The organism is Sphingomonas daechungensis (assembly GCF_039543105.1).
GTDB classification, from domain to species: Bacteria; Pseudomonadota; Alphaproteobacteria; order Sphingomonadales; family Sphingomonadaceae; genus Sphingomicrobium; species Sphingomicrobium daechungense.
Window position 1 is genome coordinate 819980 of the sequence record NZ_BAABJC010000001.1, and the last position, 26007, is coordinate 845986.

The 26007-nt window shown below is 62.4% G+C and carries 31 protein-coding genes and 1 tRNA gene; 15 read left to right on the forward strand and 17 right to left on the reverse strand.

The features are described 5' to 3' along the window. Window positions 1–14 precede the first annotated feature (14 nt). Window positions 15–770, reverse strand: coding sequence for an SDR family NAD(P)-dependent oxidoreductase (locus tag ABD928_RS04275; protein ID WP_187714565.1), 756 nt, complete (start codon window positions 768–770; stop codon window positions 15–17). Continuing rightward, on the reverse strand, window positions 757–1998 hold the full coding sequence (locus ABD928_RS04280) for an acyl-CoA dehydrogenase family protein (RefSeq protein ID WP_187714566.1): 1242 nt from the start codon (window positions 1996–1998) through the stop codon (window positions 757–759). Before ABD928_RS04280 ends, ABD928_RS04275 begins: the two co-directional genes overlap by 14 nt. A gap of 83 nt (window positions 1999–2081) precedes the next feature. Between ABD928_RS04280 and ABD928_RS04285 the strand changes: the two genes are divergently transcribed. Next, window positions 2082–3563 carry a flavin-containing monooxygenase gene (locus ABD928_RS04285; protein ID WP_187714567.1) on the forward strand — a complete coding sequence of 494 codons (1482 nt, stop codon included), beginning with the start codon at window positions 2082–2084 and terminating at the stop codon, window positions 3561–3563. 6 nt (window positions 3564–3569) lie between these two features. On the opposite strand, the gene ABD928_RS04290 is transcribed toward ABD928_RS04285, so the two are convergent. Beyond that, the gene (locus ABD928_RS04290; RefSeq protein WP_345166441.1) at window positions 3570–3719 is read right to left on the reverse strand and encodes a small membrane protein YohP; all 150 of its coding nucleotides are present in this window, start codon (window positions 3717–3719) and stop codon (window positions 3570–3572) included. Window positions 3720–3723: 4 nt separating this feature from the next. Between ABD928_RS04290 and ABD928_RS04295 the strand changes: the two genes are divergently transcribed. Next, on the forward strand, window positions 3724–4245 hold the full coding sequence (locus tag ABD928_RS04295; RefSeq protein ID WP_345166444.1) for a hypothetical protein: 522 nt from the start codon (window positions 3724–3726) through the stop codon (window positions 4243–4245). On the opposite strand, the gene ABD928_RS04300 is transcribed toward ABD928_RS04295, so the two are convergent. Beyond that, window positions 4220–6283, reverse strand: coding sequence for a TonB-dependent receptor domain-containing protein (locus ABD928_RS04300; RefSeq protein ID WP_345166447.1), 2064 nt, complete (start codon window positions 6281–6283; stop codon window positions 4220–4222). The genes ABD928_RS04295 and ABD928_RS04300 overlap by 26 nt on opposite strands. 149 nt (window positions 6284–6432) lie before the next feature. Between ABD928_RS04300 and ABD928_RS04305 the strand changes: the two genes are divergently transcribed. Continuing rightward, a complete protein-coding gene (locus ABD928_RS04305; RefSeq protein ID WP_187714570.1) occupies window positions 6433–6747 on the forward strand; it encodes an MliC family protein in 315 nt (104 codons plus the stop codon). A gap of 72 nt (window positions 6748–6819) precedes the next feature. Next, a complete protein-coding gene (locus ABD928_RS04310; protein WP_345166451.1) occupies window positions 6820–7446 on the forward strand; it encodes a PAS domain-containing protein in 627 nt (208 codons plus the stop codon). On the opposite strand, the gene ABD928_RS04315 is transcribed toward ABD928_RS04310, so the two are convergent. The 3 genes from ABD928_RS04315 to ABD928_RS04325 all read right to left on the reverse strand — a co-directional run bounded on the left by ABD928_RS04315 (window position 7430) and on the right by ABD928_RS04325 (window position 9825). Further along, window positions 7430–8344 carry a polyprenyl synthetase family protein gene (locus tag ABD928_RS04315; RefSeq protein ID WP_345166454.1) on the reverse strand — a complete coding sequence of 305 codons (915 nt, stop codon included), beginning with the start codon at window positions 8342–8344 and terminating at the stop codon, window positions 7430–7432. The two genes, ABD928_RS04310 and ABD928_RS04315, sit on opposite strands and share 17 nt — an antisense overlap. Next, window positions 8341–9324, reverse strand: a complete 984-nt coding sequence (ispH, locus tag ABD928_RS04320; protein WP_223276306.1) for a 4-hydroxy-3-methylbut-2-enyl diphosphate reductase — start codon at window positions 9322–9324, stop codon at window positions 8341–8343. Before ispH ends, ABD928_RS04315 begins: the two co-directional genes overlap by 4 nt. A gap of 75 nt (window positions 9325–9399) precedes the next feature. Next, window positions 9400–9825, reverse strand: coding sequence for a DUF2141 domain-containing protein (locus tag ABD928_RS04325; protein WP_345166457.1), 426 nt, complete (start codon window positions 9823–9825; stop codon window positions 9400–9402). Between the two features lie 50 nt (window positions 9826–9875). Between ABD928_RS04325 and crtY the strand changes: the two genes are divergently transcribed. From crtY to ABD928_RS04340, 3 genes are read left to right on the forward strand one after another with little or no spacing between them, the layout of a single operon-like run. Further along, a complete protein-coding gene (gene crtY / locus ABD928_RS04330; RefSeq protein WP_345166460.1) occupies window positions 9876–11015 on the forward strand; it encodes a lycopene beta-cyclase CrtY in 1140 nt (379 codons plus the stop codon). After that, window positions 11012–12490 (forward strand): phytoene desaturase, encoded by a 1479-nt coding sequence (locus tag ABD928_RS04335; protein WP_187714571.1) that lies wholly within the window; start codon window positions 11012–11014, stop codon window positions 12488–12490. Before crtY ends, ABD928_RS04335 begins: the two co-directional genes overlap by 4 nt. Continuing rightward, the gene (locus tag ABD928_RS04340; RefSeq protein WP_187714572.1) at window positions 12487–13362 is read left to right on the forward strand and encodes a phytoene/squalene synthase family protein; all 876 of its coding nucleotides are present in this window, start codon (window positions 12487–12489) and stop codon (window positions 13360–13362) included. The genes ABD928_RS04335 and ABD928_RS04340 overlap by 4 nt, the downstream gene beginning before the upstream one ends. Here ABD928_RS04340 and ABD928_RS04345 read toward each other — a convergent pair. From ABD928_RS04345 to ABD928_RS04380, 8 genes are all read right to left on the reverse strand, one after another. After that, window positions 13325–14068, reverse strand: coding sequence for a sterol desaturase family protein (locus ABD928_RS04345; protein WP_187714573.1), 744 nt, complete (start codon window positions 14066–14068; stop codon window positions 13325–13327). The two genes, ABD928_RS04340 and ABD928_RS04345, sit on opposite strands and share 38 nt — an antisense overlap. Window positions 14069–14074: 6 nt before the next feature. Then, entirely contained in the window at window positions 14075–14572 is a 498-nt protein-coding gene (locus tag ABD928_RS04350) for a sterol desaturase family protein (RefSeq protein WP_187714574.1), read from the reverse strand. A gap of 87 nt (window positions 14573–14659) precedes the next feature. Beyond that, window positions 14660–14887, reverse strand: a complete 228-nt coding sequence (locus tag ABD928_RS04355; protein ID WP_187714575.1) for a hypothetical protein — start codon at window positions 14885–14887, stop codon at window positions 14660–14662. Further along, window positions 14884–15120: a PilZ domain-containing protein gene (locus ABD928_RS04360; RefSeq protein ID WP_345166470.1), complete on the reverse strand. Its 237-nt coding sequence runs from the start codon at window positions 15118–15120 to the stop codon at window positions 14884–14886. The genes ABD928_RS04355 and ABD928_RS04360 overlap by 4 nt, the downstream gene beginning before the upstream one ends. Window positions 15121–15200: 80 nt before the next feature. Next, a complete protein-coding gene (locus tag ABD928_RS04365; RefSeq protein WP_345166472.1) occupies window positions 15201–16472 on the reverse strand; it encodes a SulP family inorganic anion transporter in 1272 nt (423 codons plus the stop codon). 90 nt (window positions 16473–16562) lie between these two features. Beyond that, entirely contained in the window at window positions 16563–16781 is a 219-nt protein-coding gene (locus tag ABD928_RS04370; RefSeq protein ID WP_345166474.1) for a hypothetical protein, read from the reverse strand. A 107-nt stretch (window positions 16782–16888) separates the two neighbouring features. Then, on the reverse strand, window positions 16889–17389 hold the full coding sequence (locus ABD928_RS04375) for a class I SAM-dependent methyltransferase (RefSeq protein ID WP_345166476.1): 501 nt from the start codon (window positions 17387–17389) through the stop codon (window positions 16889–16891). Beyond that, complete coding sequence (locus ABD928_RS04380; protein ID WP_345166478.1) at window positions 17386–18282, reverse strand: hypothetical protein; 897 nt, start codon at window positions 18280–18282, stop codon at window positions 17386–17388. The genes ABD928_RS04375 and ABD928_RS04380 overlap by 4 nt, the downstream gene beginning before the upstream one ends. A gap of 214 nt (window positions 18283–18496) precedes the next feature. Here ABD928_RS04380 and ABD928_RS04385 point away from each other — a divergent pair, with 214 nt between their 5' ends. From ABD928_RS04385 to ABD928_RS04395, 3 genes are all read left to right on the forward strand, one after another. Beyond that, window positions 18497–19021 carry a DUF4402 domain-containing protein gene (locus ABD928_RS04385; protein WP_187714579.1) on the forward strand — a complete coding sequence of 175 codons (525 nt, stop codon included), beginning with the start codon at window positions 18497–18499 and terminating at the stop codon, window positions 19019–19021. A gap of 210 nt (window positions 19022–19231) precedes the next feature. Then, on the forward strand, window positions 19232–20386 hold the full coding sequence (locus tag ABD928_RS04390; RefSeq protein ID WP_345166481.1) for an acyl-CoA dehydrogenase family protein: 1155 nt from the start codon (window positions 19232–19234) through the stop codon (window positions 20384–20386). A 3-nt stretch (window positions 20387–20389) separates the two neighbouring features. After that, complete coding sequence (locus tag ABD928_RS04395) at window positions 20390–21514, forward strand: acyl-CoA dehydrogenase family protein (protein ID WP_187714580.1); 1125 nt, start codon at window positions 20390–20392, stop codon at window positions 21512–21514. Here ABD928_RS04395 and ABD928_RS04400 read toward each other — a convergent pair. After that, window positions 21508–21891, reverse strand: a complete 384-nt coding sequence (locus ABD928_RS04400) for a PaaI family thioesterase (RefSeq protein ID WP_187715962.1) — start codon at window positions 21889–21891, stop codon at window positions 21508–21510. The genes ABD928_RS04395 and ABD928_RS04400 overlap by 7 nt on opposite strands. Window positions 21892–21937: 46 nt before the next feature. Continuing rightward, on the reverse strand, window positions 21938–22087 hold the full coding sequence (locus ABD928_RS04405) for a hypothetical protein (RefSeq protein ID WP_187714581.1): 150 nt from the start codon (window positions 22085–22087) through the stop codon (window positions 21938–21940). 118 nt (window positions 22088–22205) lie between these two features. Between ABD928_RS04405 and ABD928_RS04410 the strand changes: the two genes are divergently transcribed. The 5 genes from ABD928_RS04410 (at window position 22206) to ABD928_RS04430 (ending at window position 25840) form a co-directional block, all read left to right on the forward strand. Continuing rightward, window positions 22206–22281, forward strand: a tRNA-Thr gene (locus ABD928_RS04410). Between the two features lie 162 nt (window positions 22282–22443). Next, on the forward strand, window positions 22444–23703 hold the full coding sequence (locus tag ABD928_RS04415; RefSeq protein WP_187714582.1) for a tyrosine-type recombinase/integrase: 1260 nt from the start codon (window positions 22444–22446) through the stop codon (window positions 23701–23703). Between the two features lie 25 nt (window positions 23704–23728). After that, complete coding sequence (locus ABD928_RS04420; RefSeq protein WP_187714583.1) at window positions 23729–24418, forward strand: MarR family transcriptional regulator; 690 nt, start codon at window positions 23729–23731, stop codon at window positions 24416–24418. A 632-nt stretch (window positions 24419–25050) separates the two neighbouring features. Continuing rightward, the gene (locus ABD928_RS04425) at window positions 25051–25413 is read left to right on the forward strand and encodes a hypothetical protein (protein ID WP_187714584.1); all 363 of its coding nucleotides are present in this window, start codon (window positions 25051–25053) and stop codon (window positions 25411–25413) included. Window positions 25414–25510: 97 nt separating this feature from the next. Continuing rightward, window positions 25511–25840: an antibiotic biosynthesis monooxygenase family protein gene (locus ABD928_RS04430; protein WP_187714585.1), complete on the forward strand. Its 330-nt coding sequence runs from the start codon at window positions 25511–25513 to the stop codon at window positions 25838–25840. Window positions 25841–26007: the final 167 nt, after the last annotated feature.

Here is a 26007-nt window from a genome sequence, read left to right on the forward strand (position 1 = left end):
CTCTCCGTATAATCTCAGAACGTGCAGCCGTAGGCTTGCCGCGTGAAGGGGTGGCTGATCGATAGCCCGCCGTCGGCAACCAGAGCGTGGCCGTTGACGTAGCTGGACTCGTCGGACGCCAGGAACAGCGCAACCTGCGCGATCTCATTGGGCTCGCCGCCGCGCCGGAGCGGATTGAGCTGCCCAATCATCTCCTGCTTTCCGGCGGCGCGAGCCATGTCGTAAATGCCCTTCGTCATGCCCGTTTCGATGAGGCCCGGGCAGATGGCGTTGACACGAATGTTGCTGTCGCAAAGCTGCGCAGCGGCGGTCTTCACCAGGTTGATGACGCCGGCCTTCGAAGCTGAATAAGCGACGCCGCCCGCGCCGGCTCGAATGCCGGCAACCGAGGCGGTGCAGACGATCGATCCGCCGCCGCGCTGCTTCATATGCGGAGCAGCATATTTGATTGCGAGCCACGGACCGATCAAGTTGACGCGGAGGATATCCTCCCAGTCAGCGGAGCTTTGCTCGAACAGTCCCGCGAGCCCGCCTGAAATGCCGGCATTGGCGAAAACGATGTCGACGCCGCCATGATCGGCCACGGTCTGCTCGACCAGCCGCTCAACATCCGCTTCGGACCCAGCGTCAACCGCGACGACGTCCACGCCTTCGGCCCGATCGGCGGCAACTACCGTCGCGCCTTCAGCGCGGAACAGGTCGGCCGTCGCCTCGCCGATACCCGACGCGGCGCCGGTGATGATCGCGACCTTGCCTTCAAGCCTCCGCATATTTGGCAAACTCCAGCTTGGCGATGGCGCGGTTGTGAACCTCGTCGGGACCGTCGGCGAAGCGCAGGGTTCGGATGCCCGCCCAGCTCGCCGCGAGCGGCGTATCCTGGCTGACGCCCGCACCGCCGAACGACTGGATGGCATCGTCGATGACCTGCAGGGCCATGCGCGGCGCCTTCACCTTGATCATCGCGATCTCTGCCTTGGCAGCCTTGTTGCCCGCTTTGTCCATCATATCCGCGGCCTTGAGGCAGAGCAGGCGCGTGCAATCGATCTCGATTCGTGCCTCGGCGACGCGCTGCTCCCAGATGCTGTGCTCGCTGATCTTTTTGCCGAAGGCGACGCGGCTCTGCAGCCGCTTGCACATCAGCTCCAGCGCTTCCTCGGCGGCGCCGATCGTTCGCATGCAGTGATGGATGCGTCCCGGCCCGAGCCGCCCCTGCGCGATCTCGAAGCCTCTGCCCTCACCCAGCAGCAGGTTCGAAGGCGGCACCCGGACATTGTCGAGCTTGATCTCCATGTGCCCGTGCGGCGCGTCGTCATAGCCGTAGACAGTGAGGTGCCGTTCGATCGTCACCCCTTCCGCATCCAGCGGCATCAGGATCATCGATTGCTGCTGGTGCGTCTTCGCCGACGGATCCGTCTTGCCCATCAAGATGGCGACCTTGCAGCGCGGATCGCCCGCGCCCGACGACCACCACTTCTTGCCATTGATGACGTACTCGTTGCCGTCGCGGCGGATCTCGCACTGGATGTTCGTCGCGTCCGAAGAAGCCACGCCCGGCTCGGTCATCAGGAACGCCGAGCGGATTTCGCCGCGCATCAGCGGATTGAGCCACTCGTCCTTTTGCTCACGCGTACCGTAACGGTGGAGAACTTCCATGTTGCCGGTGTCGGGCGCGGAGCAGTTGAACGCTTCCGCCGACCACAGGATTCGCCCCATCTCCTCCGCACACAGGGCGTATTCGAGGTTGGTGAGCTGCTCGCCCTCGAACGGGAAGCTTTCGTCGACATGCTGGAGCGCGCCGCCCGGCGGCATGAACAGGTTCCAGAGACCCGCCTCGCGCGCCTTCGGCTTCAGTTCCTCGATGACCTCGAGCGACTTCCATCGTCCGCCTTCCGCCTGCTGCCTGTGATAGTCGCCGACTCGCGGCCGGACCTCGGCGTCCATGAAATCGCGGACGCGATTGCGGAAAGAAGCCTGTCGTTCCGTAAGGTCAAAGTCCAACGCGTTGCCTTTCCCCTCGCCGCATGCGCTTTTGCGGCTGATTTCCGCTAAGCTTGAGGCGCAATTGCTGCAAGGGATAGGCGATGGCGCGGGATGATCCGCAGACCGATCACATCGACGTCCTGATCGTCGGCGCCGGCATGTCCGGCATCGACGCGGCCTATCGCATCCAGACCCTATGCAAGGATAAGACCTACGTCATCCTGGAGGCGCGGGACCGCATTGGCGGCACCTGGGACCTGTTCCGCTACCCGGGCGTGCGGTCGGATTCCGACATGTACACGTTGGGCTTCCCGTTCCGGCCTTGGGCCAGCGAAGTGTCGATCGCGAGAGGCGAAGCAATTCGCGACTATGTCGAGGATACCGCGCGGGAGTTCGGAATCGATCGGCGGATCCGCTTCGGCCATCGCGTCATTGGCGCAAACTGGTCGTCCAAAGACGGGCACTGGACTGTCGAAGTGGAACATGACGGCGCCACGCGGCGCATCACCTGCTTGTTCCTTTTCGCCTGCTCCGGCTACTACGATTACTCCGAAGGCTATCGCCCCGTCTGGGAGGGCGAAGCGGAGTTCAAGGGTCAAATCGTCCATCCGCAATTCTGGCCGGAAGACCTCGACGTAAGTCGCAAGACGGTCGCGGTGATCGGCAGCGGCGCGACCGCCGTAACTCTCGTGCCTTCGCTCGCGGATCAGGCAGCGCACGTGACGATGGTCCAGCGTTCACCGACCTACATCGTGGCGCGCCCCGCCCGCGACCGCATCGCCGGCACTCTCCAGCGCATCCTGCCGAGAGGGGCCGCAGGCTCAGCAATCCGCTGGAAGAACGTCCTGCTGACGATCTTCATGTACAACCGGACGCGCAGGAAGCCGGAAAAGGCGGCCGAGTGGATCAGGGGCATGATCCAGAGGCAGCTTCCCGCGGACTATCCGATCGAGCAGCACTTCTCGCCGCCCTACAAGGTCTGGGACCAACGACTCTGCCTCGTGCCTGACGGCGACCTGTTTACCTCGATCCGCTCGGGCAAGACTTCCGTCGCGACTGGTGCGATCGAGCGGTTCACGCCGACCGGCCTTCGCCTCGTCACCGGCGAAGAGGTCAGGGCCGATATCGTCGTCACCGCGACCGGCCTCATCTTAAAGCTGTTCGGCGGCGTCCAGCTCAGCATCGACGGCAAGCCGGTGGACCCTTCGGAACGCGTGATCTGGAAGGGCATGATGCTGAGCGGCGTGCCGAACTATTTTCTCTCGTTCGGCTACACCAACGCGTCGTGGACGCTGCGCAGCGACGTGACCGCCAAGGCGGTTTGCCGCCTGCTCAACCGGATGGACGACGGCGGCTTCACCGTCTGCACTCCGCAGGTACCCGACGGCGGCATGGAGCGCCTGCCGGTCATCAGCTTCTCCTCCGGCTACGTTCAGCGCGCCCTGCCCTTCCTTCCGAAGCAAGGTTCGCGGCAGCCGTGGATCGTCCCGCAGAATTACGTGAAGGATCGCTTCGCCATGCGCTTCGGCCCGATCGATGAAGACTTGGAGATGACTCGCAACGCCACGGCTGTTCGAACGTAGTGCGCGTTAGAAGAGCGCCTTGAGAACGCCCGTCACAACCAGCAGGCCGATGAAAAAGATGATGATGACAATCCAAATGAGCGCCTTGACCATGGCTAATCTCCTCAGGGTCCGAACGAGCAGGACCTCTCGAAGTTCAGCCGCCTTGCTCGCCATCCTGATGCTTGGTGCGTGTTCGCAGCAGGCTGCCCAGAACGGTTCGGTTGCGGTGGAGCCCGAGACGAACGTCGTCGTAGCCAATGCCCCCGCCACCGAAGCGCCGCTCAATCCCCCCGCCCCGGGCGAGCCGGGCGGCCTGCCCGACGATCGCACGCCTGTTTCGGAAGGACCGATCGATCCCAAGAGCGCTCAGGGTGCCGGTCAGGTGCTGCAGACCTATTTCGCACTCGCGGAGCAGGGCGAGTTCACGGAGGCGAACAAGCTCTGGTCGGACGGTGCGACCAAGCTCGATCTTGCCCAATATAGAGAAGTCCATGCCAACATCGGCGGACCGGGCGACATGGAAGGCGCGGCGGGTTCGAGCTTTGTCGATTATCCCGTCCAGCTCTACGGGCGCACCAAGGACGGCAAGGAATTCAACCTGCGCGGAACGATGACCCTGCGCCGCGTGATCGATGTGCCCGGCTCGACCGAAGAGCAGCGCAAGTGGCACATCTTCAAGGCTGCATTGCCGGCCCAGTAGAGGGCGGCGGGGGACCGGAGCCGATCGTCTTGGTCAGCTTCAGCTTGAACACAGGGCTCGTCACGCGCCGCTCGTAGATCTCCTGGATCGTCGGTGCGATCAGCCGGTGGCGGTAGTGCTTCGTACCGAGCCCATCGAGATTGGCCGTCATCGAGAAAGTCCGGCTAAAGCTGTGCGTCCATGACAAGTCTACCGAAACGTAGCTTTCCCTGCGGATCTGGAAATCGCGCGACCGGCTTTCGTAATTGAACTGGATTTGCGCGACGTCGCCCGGCCGCTGGCCCTTGTCCTTGCCGCGCCATTCCAGCGTCCCGTTGGCAGTGTAGCGGAACAGCCGTTCGCTGTCGGAACTGAAAACCGGGTCGATCGGGACGCGGCTGTCGAACAGATTGACGCTGGCCATTCCCTTGACCCGTTTGAATAAAGGCGAACTGACGTCGAATTGCGCGCCGCGATCGGACCTTTCACCTGCGTTGACGATCGTCGCGACAGTCCTGCCATTCGCGTCTACGAAGTAGCTCGAACTCCACAGCCGGTCGGTCTCCCGATCGTAGAGGATCAAGCCGACCTCCAGCTTCTTGCGGCTGTAGTGAAGATTGACCTCGAACGAATCAGTCGTCTGGTCCTGCAAATCGGGATTCCCGAGATCGATCGTTCGTGATCCGGTCTGGATCGGAAAGGGCCGAAGCTGATCGACCCACGGACGATCGATCCGCTTGCTGTAGCTCAGCGTCAGATTGAGCGATTTGCCCAGCGGGTGCTCAAGGTGAAACGTGGGGAACAGGTTCGTCCGGGATACGTCGGCCGTCGGAAAGCCGGGGCTTTTCACGGTTCGCCACAGGCTCTCCACACGCGCGCCCGGCATGAGCGTCCACGTCCCGAAGGTCTTCTGGAAGGTGACAAAACCCGAGAGCTTGTTCTGATGGACAGAAAAGCTCTCGCTCTGGTTGGGTGGCTGCGAAGGGCCGGTGAACTCGAAGCGATAATCGTTGTCGTGTGATTCGTGCGCCCATTCCGCGCCGGTGGACAAGATCTTGTCCTTCCCCATCGGGTGGACCCAGTCCACTTTGGAAGTTGTATATAAGCGAGAGCTCTCCCGCTCGCTGCGAAAGGTGCTGTTCGCATATTCGGTGAAAAGATGCTGCCGGTGGTTCGGGTTGCCGAAAAGGACCGCGCTCGCTTTCAGGGTTTCGCCGTCGACCTTTCCCTTGTGGTCGTACGTGAATTCCATTCCGCCGAACGACCCGCCTTCGCCTCCTCGATACCGTTCGGAATAGGATATGAAGTCCGGCGTCAGTCCGACGAATTCGACGTCGTTCCGATTGTCGTTGACCCATCCGCCGCCGAACATGCTTCCCGAAATATTCGTCCTCGCGCTTAACTCGTAAGTGAGCTTCCCGCTTCCCCATGCGGCGGCCGAGTGATTGTCCCCGCCGCCGTCCTCGGTGTTGATGGTCGGAACTCCCGGGACCAGCTCGACCGTCCGGAGCTTGCGGTAGGTCGACTTGTTGTACCGCCCCGCTCGTCCCTGCAGCTGGATCTCGTAGGTGAGCTTCCCTTTCTTGTTTCGGATCGACCCAGTGCCGTTGAAATATCCGAGTGACGACGCCTGGATGCTGCCCGATCCCGTCATTCCCTCCTTCTTCTTCTGGCGGAGGACGAAGTTGATGATGCCCCCGGTCCCTTGCGCGGAATATTGAGCGGAGGGGTTGGTGATGACCTCGATCCGCTCGATGTCACTGCCGTGAAGCGTCCGCAGATAGGCAATCGGGTCGCCCTGGACCGGGCGCTCGTCGACCACGATGGTGACGCCCGATGCGCCGAGCAGCATGATTTGGTCGTCAGGCGTGATCGTAACCGCCGGAAGGCCGCGCAAAAGCTGCAGGCTATCCGCCTGTGCCGAATGCGGAGTCTCGTTCACTCGGTATGTCCGGCGATCGATCCGCTGCGCTTGGTCGGAGCGCGTCGCCACGACTTCGATGACGTCTTCTTCTTGCTCGGCGGGAGCAACGATGGCTGGGGGATCGGCGGCGAACATGAATCCTCGGTACTCAGGACTGTCGAAGCTTAAGGGTTGCCATTTTAATAAACAGCGAAAATCCCTGGGTGGTTCGCGCCGCTCACTTGCGATGGCCGCGACTGCCGTTTCCCGCTATGAGTTGCGCCTCACAATCGGGGGTGCAATCGATGAAGTCGACTGGCTGTATCCTGCTTTCCGTGGTCTGCATCGCGTCCGTCGGGTGCGAGACCGCGCCGCCACCGCCGCCGGCCGCTCGCACCGTTCACTTCACCTGCGAAAATGGTCCGCCCCTCACCGTCGTGTTCGAGGGCGATACGGCGACCGTCACTCCGGACGGCGGGCAAGCGATCGTCCTGCCCCAGGCGCCTTCAGGCTCGGGATTCAGTTACATGACTCCGCAAAACAGCCTGCGCGGAAAGGGCAATGACGTCACCTGGACGGTCGGCCGAATGGTCCCGATTCAGTGCACGGTCGCGGGGTAACCCGCGAAAGTCCCAAACTCTGCGAATCCCGCATCGCTTGATTAGCGCTTGGACCGCACTTACGCCTTAGTCATGCAGGGGGCGGACGGTCACTGGGAACTCAGCGAGCTGCGCGAGTCTATCCACCATTCGCCCATTCCCACGATCGTCACCGATTGCCGGCTTGCCGACAATCCGATTGTCGAGGCGAACGATGCCTTCCTCCACCTCACCGGGTATCGCCGCAACGACGTGATGGGAAAGAACTGCCGATTTCTCGCCGGGGAGGGCACGGAGCCCGAAGCGCAGGACGTGTTGCGGACTGCGGTCGCCTCAGGAGAGCCGGCGATTGTCGAGTTGACCAACTATCGCAAGGACGGCTCGCCCTTCCGCAATGCAGTCATGCTTGCCCCTGTCCGTGCCGAGGACGGCTCCGTCGCCATGTTCATCGGCTCGCAGATGGAAGTTGCCGCGGTTTCCAGGCCTCGTCAGGCGAAGGCGCTGGAACGGATACGCACGCTCACCCCGCGACTGCGTCAGACGCTGGAACTGGTTGCCATGGGCTATCGCAACAAGCAGATCGGCGGCTTCCTGGGCATCGAGGAAAAAACGGTGAAGATGCACCGTTCGCGCCTGATTGAAGCGCTTGGCGTCAAGACCACCGCGGATGCCATTCGCATCGCGGTCGAAGCGGAGATCGTCCCTACCGGTCGCGACTGATCGAGAAGCGGGCGATCGCGATCAACAGCTCCGCCGAGGCTGCAAACGGGTGCAAATGCTCGATCGCCTGATCGACCAGCATCTCGGCCTGCCGGCGCGCGCGATCCGCCCCGAGCAGCGTCACGAACGTCTCCTTGCCCTGGTCGCCGTCCTTGCGAAGGCGCTTACCGACGGCCGACGGATCGCCCGTCACGTCGAGGAGATCGTCGGCGATCTGAAATGCGAGTCCAAGGTTTTGCGCATAGCCCCGAAGGCTCAGCCTCTCCTCGGCCCCAGCCCGGCCAAGCACCGCGCCACATTCGACCGACCAGCCGATCAGCGCTCCCGTCTTCAATCGCTGCAGCCGCGCAACCGCTTCCATGTCCGCGGGTTGGTATGCCGGCAGCAGATCGAGCATTTGCCCGCCCGCCATGCCGAACGCGCCCGCTGCATGAGCGAGGTCCCGAACGAGCTCGACGCGGACTTCGGCAAGGGGGTGCGTCGCGGGGTCGGACAGGATCTCGAACGCCAGCGCCAGCAGGGAGTCGCCGGCAAGAACCGCGGTGGCCTCATCGAACGCGACGTGCACGGTCGGCTTGCCCCGGCGAAGGTCGTCATCGTCCATGCACGGCAGATCGTCGTGGATCAGCGAATGGACATGGATGCACTCGACAGCGAGCCCCGCTCGAAGCGACAAGGATCGGGGAACGTCGAACAGGTCGGCGGAGGCGCACGCCAGCAGGGGCCGAAGGCGCTTACCTCCGCCTATTGCGGCGTGACGCATGGCGTTCAGAAGGCGGGCGCTGGGATCGGAGGGTTGTACCAGCACCTCTTCGAACATGGCGTCGATATCCGCCGCAATCCGCGCAAGCGGTTGATCAATGTGCGTGAAGTCCCGGGCGACTTCAGCCGTACTCATGCGAGGGCCATTCGCTTGAAGACGGTGGTTTCTTTCTCGGATCCCGTTTGCTCGACACTGATCCGGTACCGGCCGGCGAGTGCGGACAGGATCGCCTGGACGCTGCTTTCGGGAGTCGAGGCAGCCGCGGTGATCCCGATGACTCCGGAGGCGGGCAGGCACTCCCAGTCGATATCGTCGGGACCGGCGACCAGCTGGACCTCGCCGCAATGCGCTCCCGCGACCTCGGCGAGCCGGCAGGCATTCGACGAGAAATGCTCGCCAACGACGATAATCGCGTCACTGCGGATCGCGACTTCGCGAACGGCCGCCTGGCGATTGGTCGTGGCGTAACAGATGTCGCTGGACGCCGGCCCCTCGAGGTCGGCGAAACGCTCGCGCAGCGCCTCGACGATCGCATGGGCGTCATCCACCGAATAGGTCGTCTGGACCGCATAAGCGGCAGGCTCATCTCGTCCTACCGGCAGGGCCGCGACTTCCTGGAGGCTGTTCACGACATGGGCGCCGACGGACGAAACGTGGCCGAGGGTCCCTTCGATTTCCGGATGTCCCTTGTGGCCGATCAGGATGATTTGCCGACCGTGCCGCTGATGCCGCTCCACCTCGCGATGAACCTTGGCGACCAGCGGGCAAACGGCGTCATAGGCCGTCAGATCTCTACGGCGAGCGTCGGCAGCGATGGCCGGGGCGACACCGTGCGCCGAAAAGACGACGACCGCGCCGGGCGGAATCTCGTCCAGCTCTTCGACGAAGATCGCGCCTTCCGCCTCGAGACTGCGCACGACTTCGAGATTGTGTACGATTGCGCGGCGGACGAAGACCGGCGCACCGTGCTTGGCAAGAGCGTCGCGGACGGCATCGATCGCGCGGCGAACGCCGGCGCAAAACCCGCGAGGAGCCGCTAGAATCACTCGAATTTCGGGCTTATCCGCCAGGAGCAGCGGGGCGTCGGAGGCCGGGGTGATTTCGTCCGCGCGCAAATCGAGTATCGCCTTCCGACTGCAAACACCCCCATCCTGCAGCGTAAGTGACTGAAAATTGCGAATCTATATGGGCTAAAGCAGGTATTGCATGCGCACGCTCGTGCGAGTGAAGCCGGAGGGAAGTTCGATGCTTACCTTGTCAAAACGCGGCGGCCCGAAGCGGATCACGGGATTTCGTGAGAAGCCGAAACCCTCCTTCGGGATTCCGACCAAAGTATCGAGCTTCTGGTTGGCATTTTCGTCATGAAAGACCGACAGAGCATATCGGCCGACCGGAACCCCGGTGAACTCAAGGCGGCGGACGTCCGCAGGGACCGATTGCTTCAGGGCCTCGGGGTCCTTCTTGCAGTTCGGGAAGAAGGCCGGATTGCGCGTCATGCAAGCGTGGATGGTGCCGTGACTGTTTCGAAGCGCCGTAAGGTCGACTTCGACCGTAGCCGTCGGCGTGGCAGCGGACAGCAGCGGAACGGCAACGGCGACAAGGGCGGATCTGCGCATCCGTCAGGTGCTTATCAGTGCTCGGAAGCATTCGCCAACCGGGTGCTGACTTGAGCCGCATCGTCATCGCCGGCGGCGGCCTGTCCGGTTGCCTGGCCGCCCTCGCGATCGCGAGGCGCTTGCCGAATGTGGACCTGCTCCTGATTGAGCAGGGCGACACGCTGGGCGGCAATCACACCTGGTCGTTCTTCGATTCCGACGTTCCACCGGAAATCCGCTGGGTGATCGAGGGCGTCGTCGCCTCCCACTGGCCCGCGCACGAAGTTCATTTCCCGCGTCGCAGCCGGACGATCGATATCGGCTACAGCAGCATCCGGTCGACCGAGCTCGACCAAGCGGTCCGCGCCGCCCTCCGGCCCGACCAGATCCGTCTGAATGCCCGAATCCACGCGGTTGACGCCAACTCCGTCAGCCTCGACGGCGAAACGATCGCTGCGGATGCTGTCATCGACGCTCGCGGTCCCGCCGCCATGCCCGGCCTCGACCTCGGCTGGCAGAAGTTCGTCGGCCAGTACCTCCGCTTCGATCGGCCGCACGGCCTCACGCTTCCGGTCATCATGGACGCCACCGTCGAGCAGATCGACGGCTACCGCTTCGTCTATCATCTTCCGATCAGCCCGACCGAATTGCTGATCGAAGACACGTATTATTCGCCGACGCCAGTGCTCGACCAGGTGGCGCTGCGCGCACGCATCGAGCGGCTGGCGCTGGCGACCGGCGGAGGTTCGCCGGAGGTCGTAAGCGAGGAAAGCGGCGTCCTGCCGATCGTCCTTGGCGGGGATGTCGATGCCTTCTGGCAGGACGCCACTGTCCCGCGCCTTGGCCTTCGGGGCGGCTTCTTCCACCCGACGACCAGCTATTCGTTTCCCGATGCCGTGGCGAATGCCGCGCTTCTCTCGGAACAAGGCGAGTTGACCAGCGAGGCTCTCTACAGGCTGTATCGAAATCGGTCGGAGAAACTGTGGCAGGAGCGGTCGTTCTTCCGCATCCTCAATCGCATGCTTTTCGAAGCTGCCGAGCCCGGGCAGGCCTACCGCGTCCTGGAACACTTCTATCGCCTCCCGCCAGCCATCATCGCCCGCTTCTACGCCGCGCATTTGTCCGGCGTGGACAAGATGCGCATACTCACCGGCAAGCCGCCCGTCCCGATCGGCCGCGCTATTACCGCCTTGCGGCGGAGCGCAGCATGAAGCGGAAGGCAGCAGTTATCGGGTCAGGCTTCGGCGGCCTCGCATTGGCCATCCGCCTGCAATCGGCGGGGATCGACACCACGGTAATCGAGGCTCGCGACAAGCCTGGCGGCCGCGCCTACCATTGGGAAAAGGACGGGCACGTCTTCGATGCCGGCCCGACCGTCATTACGGACCCGGCCTGCCTGCGGGAGCTGTGGGAACTGACCGGCGCCGACATGGCCAGGGACGTCAGCCTCGTGCCCGTGTCGCCGTTCTACCGGCTGTCGTGGCCGGACGGCACGATCTTCGACTACGTCAACGACGACGAACGATTGTTCCGCCAGATCGAGGCGCTCGAACCCGCGGATGTCGAGGGCTACAAGCGCTTCCTGCGTTATTCCGAAGGCGTCTATGTCGAAGGTTACGAGAAGCTCGGCGCGGTCCCGTTTCTCGATTTCAAGTCGATGTTGCAGGCAGCGCCGCAGCTCGCTCGGTATCAGGCCTGGCGGTCGGTCTACTCCGTCGTCTCCCGCTTCGTCCGGAATGAGAAATTGCGGCAAGCCTTGTCCTTCCACAGCCTGCTTGTCGGCGGGAACCCAATGACGACCAGCGCCATCTATGCGCTGATCCACAAGCTTGAGCGGGACGGCGGTGTCTGGTTCGCTGAAGGCGGCACCAACCGCCTTGTCGCGGGGATGGTCACGCACCTGGAGCGCATCGGCGGCACTGTCCGCCTCGGCGATCCGGTCTCGGGCATCTGGACCGAGGGCGATCGGGCGACCGCAGTCCGGACCCGGAGCGGCTGGACGGGCACGTTCGATGCAGTCGCCTCCAACGCCGACATCGTCCGGACCTACGAAATGCTCGCCCATCCGTCCGCGCGGCGGCGGTCCACCAGCCTCAAGCGCAAGCGCTTCTCACCCTCTCTGTTCGTCGTCCATTTCTCCACGACCGGTTCGTGGGAGGACGTGCCGCACCACAGCATCCTGTTCGGCCCACGCTACGCGGCCTTGCTCAAGGAGATCTACCGCGGCTCTGCACTGCCGAACGATCCATCAATTTACCTCCACCATCCGACAGCGACCGACGCGTCGATGGCGCCCGAAGGACGGTCCACCTTCTACGCTCTCGCTCCCGTGCCGCACCTTGGACGGACCAACTTCGACTGGGAGAAGGAAGGCCCGGCGTACGCCGAGCGCCTGCTTGAGATCCTGGAAGACCGGATGCTGCCCGGCCTCCGCTCACGTCTTGGTGAGGTCTTCCATTTCGGTCCCGCCGATTTCGAGCAGGAGCTGAATTCGCACCTCGGGTCGGCCTTCAGCCTGGAGCCCGTTCTGACCCAAAGCGCCTATTTCCGCGTCCACAACCGCGACGATGTCGTCCGCAACCTCTATTTCGTCGGCGCGGGCACACACCCGGGAGCGGGCATTCCGGGCGTCGTTGGAAGCGCCAAGGCAACCGCGGGCCTGATGATCGAGGACCTCGCGGCATGACCCGCGAAGAAATCGTCGCCGGCGCCTACGAAGCGATCCAGAACGGCTCAAAGTCGTTTCGCGCCGCAAGCCGCCTGTTCGATCGTACGACGCGCGAACGGGCGTGGCTGCTTTACAGCTGGTGCCGACATTGCGACGATGTTTGCGACGGCCAGACTTATGGTTTCGGCAATGGCGTTCGCGGTAATGTGTCCGTCCTGCGCGGGAAAACACATCGCGCCGTCGCCGGCGAGGCGATGACGGAATTGCCGTTCCGGGCTTTGTCGCTGCTGTTGTCCGAATGCCCGATCCCCGAGCGCTTCCTAGATGATCACTTGCGCGGCTTCGCACTCGACGAGTCGGGGTGGCAGCCGGGGACGGAAGAGGACCTCGCGCTCTACTGCTACTATGTCGCGGGCGCGGTCGGCTGCATGATGGCCATCCTGATGGGCGTACCCGCCGACGACGAGGACACGCTCGAGCGCGCTGCGGACCTCGGCATCGCCTTCCAGCTTTCAAACATTGCACGGGATGTCCGCGAGGATCTGGCCGCCGGCCGCTGCTACCTACCGCTCGACTGGATGAACGAGTTCGGCGTCACTCGCGAGACCCTGTTCGACGACCGGAACGAGGACGCCCTGGTCGCCATCGTCAAACGCCTCGTCGACAGCGTGTCCGTCTATGAAGAAAGCGCGCGCCTGGGCGTCGAAAAGCTGCCGTTCCGGTCCCGTCTTGCCGTCCTCTCGGCACTTCGCATTTACGGGGCAATCGGGCGTCGCGTTGGACGGCTGGGCCGCGCCGCCTGGGACCAACGCGTCACCGTCGGAAAAATTCAGAAGCTGGCCTACGTGGTCCCTAGCTTTGCCGAGGCCGTAGTCGCGGGCCGCTCCTGAATTCGCCAAGGCCGCGATCGGTCCCGCACAGCCTGTCCCAGAAACGAAAGTACAGGCCGAAATTGCAAAGGTGCTTTTCGTGGTGCCGCTGGTGATGGCTCGCAGTGATCAGCCATTGCCCGGCAGGCCCGCGGACCAGCCAGTTCGGAAACAGCTCCCAGCCCATGTGATTGGTCACGCCCATCACCGTCATGATCAGCAGAACGGTGAGCAGCGCGGCATAGTGGATCGGGATCAGCAAGACGAGCGCCGGGACGAGCACTGCACCGGTAATCGACTCCCAGGGATGGAAGCTCATCGCCGCCCAGGCGGTCGGATCGCGGCTGGCGTGGTGGACGGCGTGCATTCTCTTATAGACGCTTGGCCGATGCATCAGCCGATGGGTCCAGTAGAACCAGCTGTCATGAAGCAGCAGGTAGATCACGACCGACGCCGGTAGCCACCACAACGGATAGTCCGCCACATTGGAGTAGATACGTGTCCACCCGTGCGCCTGCCACCCCCAGGCCAGGATTCCGGCTGGAGCGGCATAAATGAACGCGCTCGCCAGCGACCAGCCGATCTCCTTGCGGATCTGTTCGCGGCGGTCACCGTAGAAGCCCGGCAATTTTCGATCGGTCAGCCACGCGAATGCGCCGCTGACGGCGAGATATCGAACTCCGACGATGACCGTCATCGCAATTACGGACAAGATCAGCGCGGTCATCTCGGCCTAGCGCCGCGGCTCGCGAAGTGTCGCGTGCTCGCTCATGCCGAGCTGGCGCTTCAAGGCATCGGCGGGCGGTGCCCACAGGAATCCGAAGCTGACCGACCCATATTTGCCGCTGGTCGCGTGATGGAGCTTATGCGCCTGGATGATTCGCTTCATGTACGTCGAGCGTGCGACGTAACGATGGCCGATGCGCTGGTGCACGATAACGTCGTGGAAGCCGAAGTAGATGGCGCCGTATGCGGCGATCCCCGCCCCGACCCAGGCAGCCCATTCACCCCATCCCAGCTGCACGCCACCCAGCAGCAGCACGATCGACGGGATCGCGAAAATCAACGCGTAAAGATCGTTAAGCTCGAACATCCCCTCGCGCTGGCGATGATGGCTTTCGTGCAGGAACCAGCCGGGCCCATGCATCACCCAGCGGTGCGCTACATAGGCCACCCCCTCCATCGCGAGAATGGTCCCTGAAAACAGCAATATACCGACGAGAAGGTTCACGCGTCGCCCTATAGACCTGCACGCACGGGGTTCGAAACAGTCTTTAGCCTATACCCGAAAGACGCGACGCATTCAGGCGGGCACCATTCACGGTCCCTTGTCTGGATCATCCGGCGGAGGGCGGGTCAGCTCATCGAAGAATTCCTGTTCCTCGTCGGTCATCTGATTCCCGCGAAACCCCGGCCGCCTGAAGTCGACGTTGCGCGTGTCCTTGGTGATCGCGATGCGTGGCTGCGGCGCTCGCTGGCCGAGCGCTTCGGGCGGGACAGGCGTCGCGAATTCGAGCCCCGCAAGGCGGTCTCGCGACCAGATCACGAAGCTTTCAATGGCAAAGCCGTTGCAATGGAGGTGACATTGGTGTCGGCAACAGGCAGCCGGTCGCCGATCACCAGGGCGCCGTTGGCGGACAGGTTGCTGACCCGCACCGGCATCCGTGCGCCATTCTGTTCGATCGTCGCGCCCAGAAGGACGTTCGATCGTCCAGCCCTTCGCTCGTCTGCCTCCCGCTTCGCCGCAGAGGCCGGATCGTCCTCATGCTCTTCAGCCATGCTCGCACCATCCTGCGAGTTGTCCCGTACGGCAATTTGCGCCCGGTAGCGTGGACTTGCCATCCGTATTGGACCCGATGCTACAGCTTGGAGCGGTCGGACGGCGCCCAGTCCTCGGGCTCTGCGTCCTTGCGGCTGAGGCGCAGTGCCAGCCCCGCCGCTGTCCCGACCGCAATGGCAATGGTTAGGTCGGTCACCACGGTCAGCGCCATGGTCAGAAACAGCAGCGCCCGGTCGCCCGGCTTCAGCCGCAGCCGCTCGCCCCATCGGTGCGGCTCGCTCATGATCCATGCGGTGACGATCAGGAGCGCCGCGAGCGCCGGCATCGCTAGATAACCGGTCAGCGCTCCAGCCCCCAGCGTGATCAGCAGGATCGTCACGGCATGGACGATCCCCGCAACCGGCGTTCGGCCCCCGGCGCGGACGTTGGTCGCCGTGCGAGCGATCGCCCCCGTCGCCGGCAATCCGCCGAAGAGCGGCGACGCGATGTTGGCTACACCCTGCGCCAGCAGCTCCGCGTTGGACCGGTGGCGTCCCCCAATCATGCGGTCCGCTACGATCGCCGACAGCAAGGATTCCACCGCCGCCAGGAAGGCGATGACAAGCGCCGACGGCAGCAACGCACTGACGCGTGCGATGCTGACATGGGGCAGCGACGGCCAAGGCATGCCGGAGGGAATGACCCCAAATCGGGAATGAATGCTGTCCACCGGCAAAGCGAGCAGCGCCACCGCGGCGGAGGCGATGACGATCACCACCAGCGACCCCGGAAACCAGGGCGCAATACGCCGGAAAAGCGCGATCCCGCCGATCGAGAACAGGCCGATTGCGACCGCCATCGGATTGATTCCGTCGCGAGCCGCCCATAGCGCCGGTAGCGCCTGCACCAGGTCGGCGGAAACCTTTGCCGACGACAGCCCGAGCAGGTCCTTCAACTGGCTGACAGCGATGATCACGGCGATGCCGACGGTGAACCCTTCGATCACCGGCTCCGGCACCAATGCGATGAAGCGGCCGGCCCGCAGCAATCCTCCGATGACGAGGATAACGCCTGCCATCAGCGTCGCCAGCAAGAGCCCGTCGAGCCCGTGCGCTTCGATGATCCCATAGACGACGACGATGAACGCACCCGTCGGCCCGCCGATCTGGACCCGGCTGCCCCCCAGCAGCGAGATCAGGAACCCGGCAACAATCGCGGTCACCAACCCGGCCTTGGGATCGGCACCCGAAGCGATCGCGATCGCAATGCTCAGCGGCAAAGCGACCAGCGCGACCGTCACGCCGGCGATCAGATCCCACGTGAAAATGCGCCAGGAATAGTCGCGGATGGTGGTGAGAAGCTTCGGTTTCACGAAGCCGAGTTATCGGTGTTGTTACGGCTGTTCAACGATGCCGAACGGAATGTTTGCTTTGGATGGGTCGAGGCCATTTCCGCAGGCTCGTCAGCGCGCGGAGTCGAGCGCCACTACCCGTGCAATAAGCTCATTCAGCCGGTCTGAAGTGTAGGGTTCAACTCGGGGGCCATGCAGTTCCTCTATCTCCCTTCTAACCTCTTCAAGGCGCGGGTCGGCAATCTGGCGTCCGGTGCAGAAGTAGTCCCATTCAGAATGGCTGGCGGTGTTATCGCGGAACTTGCGGAGCAACTGGGCAACCTCTTCCACCGACATATCGCGCTGTCGCCTCCCGCAACGGGCGAAAGCAGAGACGACGTCGTCTAGCGTTCGGCGCAGCCTGCTGTGAACTGATCGATATCTCGGCGATAAACGGTTCACAGCGCCAGCAGGACCACTTCCACTTCCTTGTGATTCGCTGAATGGGCCTCTATTCGAAATCTTCTCGACAGACGCTCTTCCCAGAACGTCCATTCCTCAACAATCTGGTGAGCATTTCGCCCATCGGCTAGTGTCTTTTTGGCAGGTCGCGTCGAAATGACAGCGAACAGGCATCTGCCCGTCACCCGCTTAAGGTCGTCAAGAACCGCGTCGAGGTGCGCGGGTTCGACGTGCTCGAGAACGTCAGTGCAGACGACTAGATCGGCCTTTTCGGGGGGCTGATCTTTACCCGCAATGGCGGGATCATACTCTCTGATGGGGATACCCAGCGCTCTGCCGAGAGCGCCCTGCCCGCATCCATAATCAAGGATGGTAGTAGGCTGATATTCTCCTATCAGTTCTCGAACTCGGGCAGCCCACTTGTCGCCTTTACGGCCGTACGAGCCGAGTTCGTGTAAGTGCTTGTTTAATTGCCGGTACTGCTCGCTGATCGTCATTCAGCATGCTCTATCAGCGTGCGCAGAACCACGACAGCCTCGTCCAACACGGCGTTCCAGGGTCGCTGGTTTCGGCGCACCAGCCTCAATGTCGGGTAAAACGGTGTGCGATCGCCGGATACCGGCCATGAAAGATGGTCCAAGTCGTCCAAAATGACGACGCAAGATTTCCCAAGCGCGCCAGCCATGTGAGCCGTTGTGTTGCTGATCGTGAGCACGCCTTTTACTGCGGCGACCATGCTTGCGAAGCCGTCCACGTCCAGCTTTTGATCTAGAGGAGATCGAGCGATGCGCTTACCGGATAGGGTTTCCAGACGGTCAATCTCAGCTTCTGCCTCATCATATTGAAGGGACTGAAGGGCATCGGTCATGCCGGCCAGGCGGGCAGCCCAATCATCCAGTTCAGGAAGGTGCTTACGTTGGTTGATGGAATGCCAAGCGATGCCGACGCCCGATGGTTCGCCCGACGTCTCGGCCACTAGGGGCTGAAAAGAGGCAGCGATGGCTTCTTCAGTCGATCCAAAGTGCCTGCTTAGTCCCTCATAGGAGGATTCGCAGTCCGCCTGCACCGACTGTGTCGCTTCAACATAGGTAACCTGGGGAAAGCTTCGAGCCAGCAAGGATTTCAGGCGCGGCTCCGTGACAGCTATGACGCGCTCAACGTGCGGCACAGCCATGTTCGCGAAGCGAGCATTCCGAAGCTCGGCTCCCAAGTGCCGGATGCGTCGTCGAACCAAAAGCGTTGAGCAGGATGAGCCCGGCCCCTCCCACTTTGGCCAATCGGGAGGGCGCTTTAGCTCGCCACCCTCGTCGAGATTTTTCCAAGCGGCGGCGTACTGACCGCTTCGCTCCAGCGCTCCGCCAAGTTCGATCAGTTCGGCTGCCCTGCTCATTACGCGAGCATTGCAGCTAGGGTGGACGTCTACAACGGGTTGGACCGCTTATGGCAGGAATGGGTCGAAAGCGGACATCAAGCGGTCACCCTCCGCAAGCTCAAATGGAAATAAGTCTTTACTTAACTAACTTAGGTTAACGCGGCGGTGACGATACGCGGAACGGCGCTCGGCCGCCCGCAACTTGTCAGCTCGGAACAAGTAGGGACAACAAATGAATCATCTTCTTCGTAAGGCCTGCCTTGCGGCGTCTGTTGCGTCCGCGTCGCTGATCGCCGTGCCTGCCGTCGCTGCGCCGGTCGGTGCCGCGACGCCGGCAACGGGCCGCGCCAAGATCGTCAAGCCGCTGGTGCTGACGTCTACGCGCAATCTCGACTTCGGGACCATCACCCTGGGCACCATCGCGGCCGCCGGCGAGACGGTCGCGATGACTCAGGCGGGCGTCGTGACCTGCGGCTCGGGCGGGCTCACCTGCTCCGGCACGCCGGCGTCGGCCGCGTACAACGTGAAGGGCACCAACAACCAGGTCGTGCAGGTCTTTGCCGTCGCAAGCGCGCTGACGAATGCAAACGACGGTTCGACCCTGTCGTTCACGCCCAGCGCTCCCGCCACCGTGACGATGCCAAATTCGGGCACGGCCGGCGTGAACTTCAACGTCGGTGGCTCGATCAAGGTCATGCCCGCGACCACCGATGGTGTCTACAGCGGCAACATCAACGTCACCGTCGACTACCAATAGCCCGACGGCTGCTCGAAAGAGCGTGTGAAGCGAAAGGGTCGCGGGTTACCGCGGCCCTTTTTGCTGCTCCCCTTTCCTGATTGCATCTGCCGTGCCTGGCTCGCGGCACGGCGAGGATAGCGGCCTTTCAAATCGCTTGCCTTCGCGGCAGCGATAAGGTCACTGGAAATGCGCTGTTCTCCGTGACGTTTGTGACCTTAAGGCGATCGCATGACCGACATCGATACCTTCCGTTCTGAAACCCGCGATTGGCTGGAGGCGAATTGCCCGCCGGAAATGCGCGAGCCGATGCGGTCCGAAAAGGACGCCTGCTGGGGCGGCCGCAACTGGACGTTCCAGAGCGATGCTCAACGCCAGTGGCTCGAACGCATGGTCGAGCGTGGATGGACCGTCCCGCATTGGCCAAAGGATTATGGCGGCGCCGGCCTGTCCCCGGCCGAAGCCAAAGTCCTTAAGGAGGAAATGGCGCGGATCAGCGCGCGGCAGCCGCTGACCAGCTTCGGCATCTCGATGCTCGGCCCGGCGCTTCTGAAGTTCGGCAACGAGGAGCAGAAGAGGCGCTTCCTTCCCGAGATCGCGCGCGGCGAAATCCGCTGGTGCCAGGGCTATTCGGAGCCCGGCGCCGGGTCTGACCTCGCCGGCCTGCAGACCAAGGCCGAGGACAAGGGCGACCACTGGCTGGTCAACGGCCAGAAAGTGTGGACCAGCTACGCCGACCAGGCCGACTGGATCTTCTGCCTGGTCCGCACGTCGAGCGAGTCCAAGCATTCCGGGATCAGCTTCCTCTTGTTCGACATGGCCAGCCCGGGCGTCTCGACCAAGCCGATCCTTCTGATCAGCGGCAACTCGCCGTTCTGCGAGACCTTCTTCGACGACGTCGAAGTGCCCAAGGACCAGGTCGTCGGTGAAGTGAACCGCGGCTGGGACGTTGCCAAATATCTGCTCGGCCACGAACGCGAGATGATCGCGGGGATGGGCCTTGGCGGCGGATCCGGCGGAACGCTGGGCGCAGCGCTCAAGCCGGACAATGCACTGCTTCGAGCCGAGCTTGCCGCCTTCGACGTGGACGCCCTCGCCTTCGCGGCGATGAGCGAGCGTTTCTTTGAAATGTTCAAGGCCGGCGAAGCGCATCCGGCCAGCCCGTCCATGATGAAATATGCAGGCACCGAGCTCAACAAGCGCCGCCACGAACTGGTCATGGCCGCGGGTGGCTCCGACGCGCTCGAATGGGACAGCGAACGGTCCCACGAAGGCAAGGCCGCGCGCGACTGGCTGCGCACCAAGGCCAATTCGATCGAAGGCGGCACGAGCGAGATCCAGCTCAACATCGTCGCCAAGCACATTCTCGGCCTCCCGGGAGCCTGACGCATGCCACTTCTGAACGACGACCAGAAAATGCTTCAGGAAACCGCCGCGACCTTTCTTCGCGACGAGGGCGGACCGGCGAAGCAGCTTCGCCACTGGCGGGATACCGGCTGCACCGATGGTTACGGCAGCGAGCTGTGGAAGCAATTCGGTGAGCTGGGCCTGACCGGGATCTGCATTCCGGAAAGCGAAGGCGGCCTTGGCCTCGGCTCGGTCGAAGCCGCGCTGGTGCTGGAGGAAATCGGCCGCAATCTGACACCCTCACCTTTCCTGACTACGGCCGTCGTCGGCGCTCGCGCCATCGAAGGCACCGACCATGCCGAGCGCTGGTATCCTGCCATTCTCGCGGGAGAGGCCGTGCTTGCACTCGCGGTCGATGAAGGCCGCAGGCATTCGCCTGAACAGACCAAGCTCGCCGCCCAGCGGCGCGGCAACGGCTTCGTTCTCAACGGGGCCAAGCAATTCGTGGTCCAGGGAAATTCCGCCGACGCGATCCTCACCGTCGCGCGCACGGCCGGGGCACCCGGCGATCGCGACGGACTAACGCTGTTCGCGGTTCCCAAGGGCGCCGCGGAAGTCGAGAGCGTCACGCTCACCGACAGCTCGAAGGCCGCGCGGCTGCGCTTCGACAATGTCGAACTGGATGCGGATGCCGTGGTCGGCGACGTCGATAATGGCTGGGCACCTCTATCCCGTGCTTTGGCCGCGGGCCGCGCCGGAGTCTCGGCGGAGCTGGTCGGCGTCGCCGCCGGAGCCTCGGCGATGACCGTCGACTATCTCCGCCAGCGGAAGCAGTTCGGGAAGCTGATCGGCGAGTTCCAGGCGCTGCAGCATCGAGCGGCGCACCTCTACGGCGAGATCGAGATCGCGCGCGCCGCGGTCCTGAAGGCCGCCGAGCTCATCGATTCCGGCGACGAGAAAGCCGAGCTGATGACGGCGGTCGCCAAGGCAAAGGCCGCGGCGGTGTCCAAGCTTGCCGTCCAGGAGGGCGTCCAGATGCACGGTGGTATCGGCATGACCGACGAGCACGACATCGGCCTGTTCATGAAACGAGAAGCGGTGCTCGGCGAGCTGTTCGGCGATGTCTACTACCACCGGGACCAGGTCGCGGCGCTCAGCGGCTACTGACCCCGGTCGAGCAGGAAATTGAGCCGCGCGCTGGCGATCGGCGTCGACCGGTCGGTCTGCCACGCGAACGCCTCGACATTGGCGATGCGGGCGCCGAGCCGCTCGATAGTCGCGCTGGCGAACGTCTCCCGCGCCGTCCCGCCGCGCATGTAGTCGACTGTGACGGTGATCGGCTTCATCGCGACGCTTTCGTCGTCGACTTGTCGGCGAAGCGTCGTGAATGCCGCAAATTCGAGGAGGCCCGCAATCGCTCCGCCGTGCAGATAGCCCGGCCGCCCGATGACGTCATTGTGGAAGGGCATCACCATCACCGGCCCGTGATCGCTCTCCTCGACACGGAGCTGGAGCAATCGGGCATATGGAGGGAGCGGTTTCACGCCGCGGATGTAGCGGCTGGCGGCGGCGCGCCAAGTCTTTTCGGGTTCAGCCCTTCGACTTGAACCCGCAGACAGCGCCGAGCACGAAGCTGGTGAACAAGGCGAGCTGAACCTTTCCGGTCGGATCATGCCAGCCGAAATAGGTGGACCCCCAGCCGAACAACGCGATGAACATGGCCATTGCAAGATAAACCATGTACGCTTTCCTTTACACCGCCGGACAAGCTTCCGGACGTCCCAGAATGCGCCCAACAAGGTAAACAGACCGTAAAACCTTGCCGTCTACGACTGCGGTGGCCATAGGCGCTTGCCACGCCGGATTAGCTCAGTTGGTAGAGCAGCGGTTTTGTAAACCGAAGGTCGCGGGTTCGAATCCTGCATCCGGCACCATCATTTTTTCCCATGAAATCTCATTAAGGCTCAAGACGAGCAATTTTACGAGAGAGAATCCCTCTGGCGTAGTCCCAACTTGTCCCATATGTTCCAATCAGAGCTCACGATATTTGGGGGTAAGATGGAGGGTATGGAATTCCGCGCTGGGGGTATGGTTCGATGCTAACCAACCGACAGTGCCAAACTGCGGTGCCACGCGAGAAGGACTACAAACTTGCGGATTCGGGCGGCTTGTATCTCCATGTGCTGCGTACTGGCTCCAAGATCTGGCGGTGGAAGTATCGAATCCACGGCAAAGAGAAGAATCTCACGTTCGGGCCATATCCGGACGTGTCGCTAGCAGCTGCACGAGACCAGCGAGACGAAGCCCGAAAGCTCAAGCGCGGCGGATCAGACCCTTCCGTAGCGAGGAAACAGCAGCGGGCGGCGTCGGCCAGTTCAGCAAAGCAGACGTTCGAGGTTGTCGCGCTGGAATGGCATGCTCGACAGCAAGCAAGATGGACCGAGCGCCACAGCAATATCGTGCTTGGTCGGCTCAAAGCAGAAGTCTTTCCCCACATCGGGGCTGTACCTGTTCGGCAGGTGACGCCGCCAATGGTGTTGGACGTTCTCAGGAGAATGGAGAAGCGCCGCGCAGTCGATCTTGCCCGTCGGGTGCAGCAGTACATCTCGGCAACCTACATCTATGCGCTTGGATCAGGCTCGGCAGAAACCAATCCAGCGGCGGATATGCAGAAGGCGCTGCCGCCGGTGCCCAAGCGCAAATACCCGGCTCTGCGTACAGTCGAGGAAGCGCGGGCGCTGCTGCGAGCAGCCGAGGCTGCTCCAGGCCACCCGCTTACAAAGCTGGCCTCCAGGCTCATTGCTTTGACGGCTGTGCGCTCGGGTCCATTGCGCCACGCGGAATGGTCGGAGTTCGAGGGGCTCGAAACGAGTACGCCAATCTGGCGAATTCCAGCGGCAAAAATGAAGCTGTCGCTCGAGCAGAAAGAGCAAGAGGCATTCGAGTTCATTGTGCCCTTGGCACCAGCGGCAGTGGAGATCGTGAAGCTCGTCAAACAATTCTCCGGTCGGGCGCCCTATCTCTTTCCGAACGGTCGCAATTCTCGGGCGCCAATGAGCGAGAACACCTTATCGATTGCATATCGACGGCTCCCTGCATTCAACAGCCGGCACGTACCACACGGGTGGCGATCAACCTTCAGCACGATAATGAACGAACGTGCCGAGCGCGCTGGCCGAACTGGCGATCGCAACATCATAGATCTCATGCTGGCGCATCAGCCGAAGGGGGTCGAAGCAATCTACAATCGTGCGTCCTTTATGGAGCGCCGGCGCGAGATTGCTCAGGAGTGGGCCGATCTGTTGTTCGAAGGTTTGCCGCCGAGCTCGTCGCTTATCGAGGGCCAGCGCAACTAGCCTCCTTCGACGGGCGGGCAGGCTGATGGCCCGCTCGTTCGGCGAAATCGCTTTCAACATCGCGGCAGAGAAGGCGACGCGGTCCTTCCAGCCGGTCCGGCGAAACAGCTACTACGCCAATGATCCTAGAGCGACCGCTGTGTGGCAGCCGATTGGCCGGAGCAATCAGGAGGCTCGGGTGATCATCGGGATACGCATGCATGCTGCGCAGTCCTATGACCGTAAGCACAAGCAGAAAGGGCAGAGGAACGGTCCTCTTGGCAGCATTGGTATTGATGTGCTGCGGGAGCTTTATCGCATGGTCGACTATCGTACCGGCCGCCTCGATCCTTCGATCGCCACCATATGCGACAGAACGCGGCGATCGAAGCAGGCCGTCGTGGATGCGATGCACAGGCTACAAGAGCACGGCTTTTTAGTGCGGGTTCGGAGAGCCGAGGCGATCGAGGGCGTCCACCGAGGACCGCAAGTCAGGCAGATCACTAACGCTTACGGCTTTAGCCTGCCCGGATGCGTAGCCGAAGAGGTCGACCGCAAATTGAGCGGCGCCTCGATCCCAGACTGTGAGCTCAGCCGACGTGAAGCTCAGGAGGAAGCAATTGAAGGGATGCTCAGCGAGGCCGACCCGGAGCAGTATCTCGAGTACCTCTTCGCCAACGACAACGACGAGCTGGTCAATGGCTTGCTCAGATTAGAGGCCAGTCTACCAAAGTAGCGCAAGTCTACCGAGCAGTCAGAATCCATTCCTAAGTTATATAATATATAGACCTTATCAGTTCAGCCGCGCAGCGATCGTTAGGGTCATCGTTTCCGGGTGACCAATCCCGGTCGTTGTGCGGCGCCTAAGTTGCTGCCGGCGCTGCACGCCGGCCGGGGCTTACCAGGGGGTGCGCTCCAAGCAGGGCTGCATGAGAGGTCCCTCGCCGCAGCGTCGGTCAGCTCCAGGTGAATCAAAATGAGTCAGAGCCGCTCTCCTGTGAATGCTCTCTTTAAGTCGTGAGTCAAAACCTACACAGAAAGCACGCGGGCGAGGCGCGGGGACAAGCGCCGCCCGCGGCTTCAGGGCGCTGTTCGAACGAGCACCCCGGATGACCCTCCAGGCGAATGAAATCGAATGATTGGCCCTCCTCTCGTAACGCAGAGGGGAAATGGGTGAAGCGCACCAAAAGCACGCGGGCGAGGCGCGGGGACCAGCGCGGCGAGCCTCCGCTTTCGGCCAATCAGAGCCGCCCAATGGTTCTCGGATGCTAATGGCCGGAAGGGAAAGCCGATATTGCCCTGCGAGCGGTGAGAGCGAGTAGGAAACCGCCGTTTAGGGTGGTCGTTCAGCGATTCCAACGATGGAGAATGGCGCTTCAAGAGCACTTATTTGATCTAAAAGAGGGCTTCTGGCTCTCCGGCGAGGAGCATTTTCTCGAGCATGTCGACAAGGAGTGTTTGCTTGCATTTCCGCAGATGGGGGAGATGCACGGCGTATTTGCCCGCGAACACGTCGCGGCGACTGCAATGAACGCAAATAGGTGGCGTGACCTGCGACTAAGCGGCCGTCATCTTCTGCGCGTCGATGATGACGTGGCGATCATAAGCTACCGGGCAGATGTAACGCGAGCCGACGACCAACCATATTTAGCCTTAGTCAGCTCGGCCTACGTGCAGACGAGCGATGGATGGAATTTGGCGTTTCACCAGCATTCCCCCGTCGAGGAATGACCAGCGTCTGAAACGGGTGAAAAGCGGCAGTTGCCTCCGCGTCCATCAACCCTACTTCTCGTATGATCAATTCGCTTTTCGCCTAGGTTGGAACGCCGTGATTGTCTTCATCAATGTCTTCCAAGTCGATCCGTCCAATCAACAGCGATTGGTCGATATATTGACCAAGGTCACCGGCGAGATCGTCAGCAAAGCGCCTGGGTTCATTTCGTCGACCCTTCATCGCAGCACAGACGGCAGCAAGGTCACCATGTACGCTAAATGGGTCAGCCTTGCTGACTATGAGGCCATGCGCCAAGACCCAGCGCCACGCCCATATCTCGAAGAAGCCCTGTCATTCGCTACATTTGATCCCGGGATGTATGAGGTGGTTGGCGAGTTCCATTCGAAAACGACGGATGGAAAATCCAAGTCCCCTCCGCTTTGAAGGTCCTCCAAGGGTCGTTATCTGCCGAAAGCAGACCGGCCGCTTTCGGCCAACATTGGTCGTCAACTAAAGGAAGTTGGTAGCCCTAAATGATGGCGCGCTTTCTCGCCTGACACTTTGGTGCAATTGAGCTGCGGGGTTGAAACGGCGAATATTGCATGAGCGCT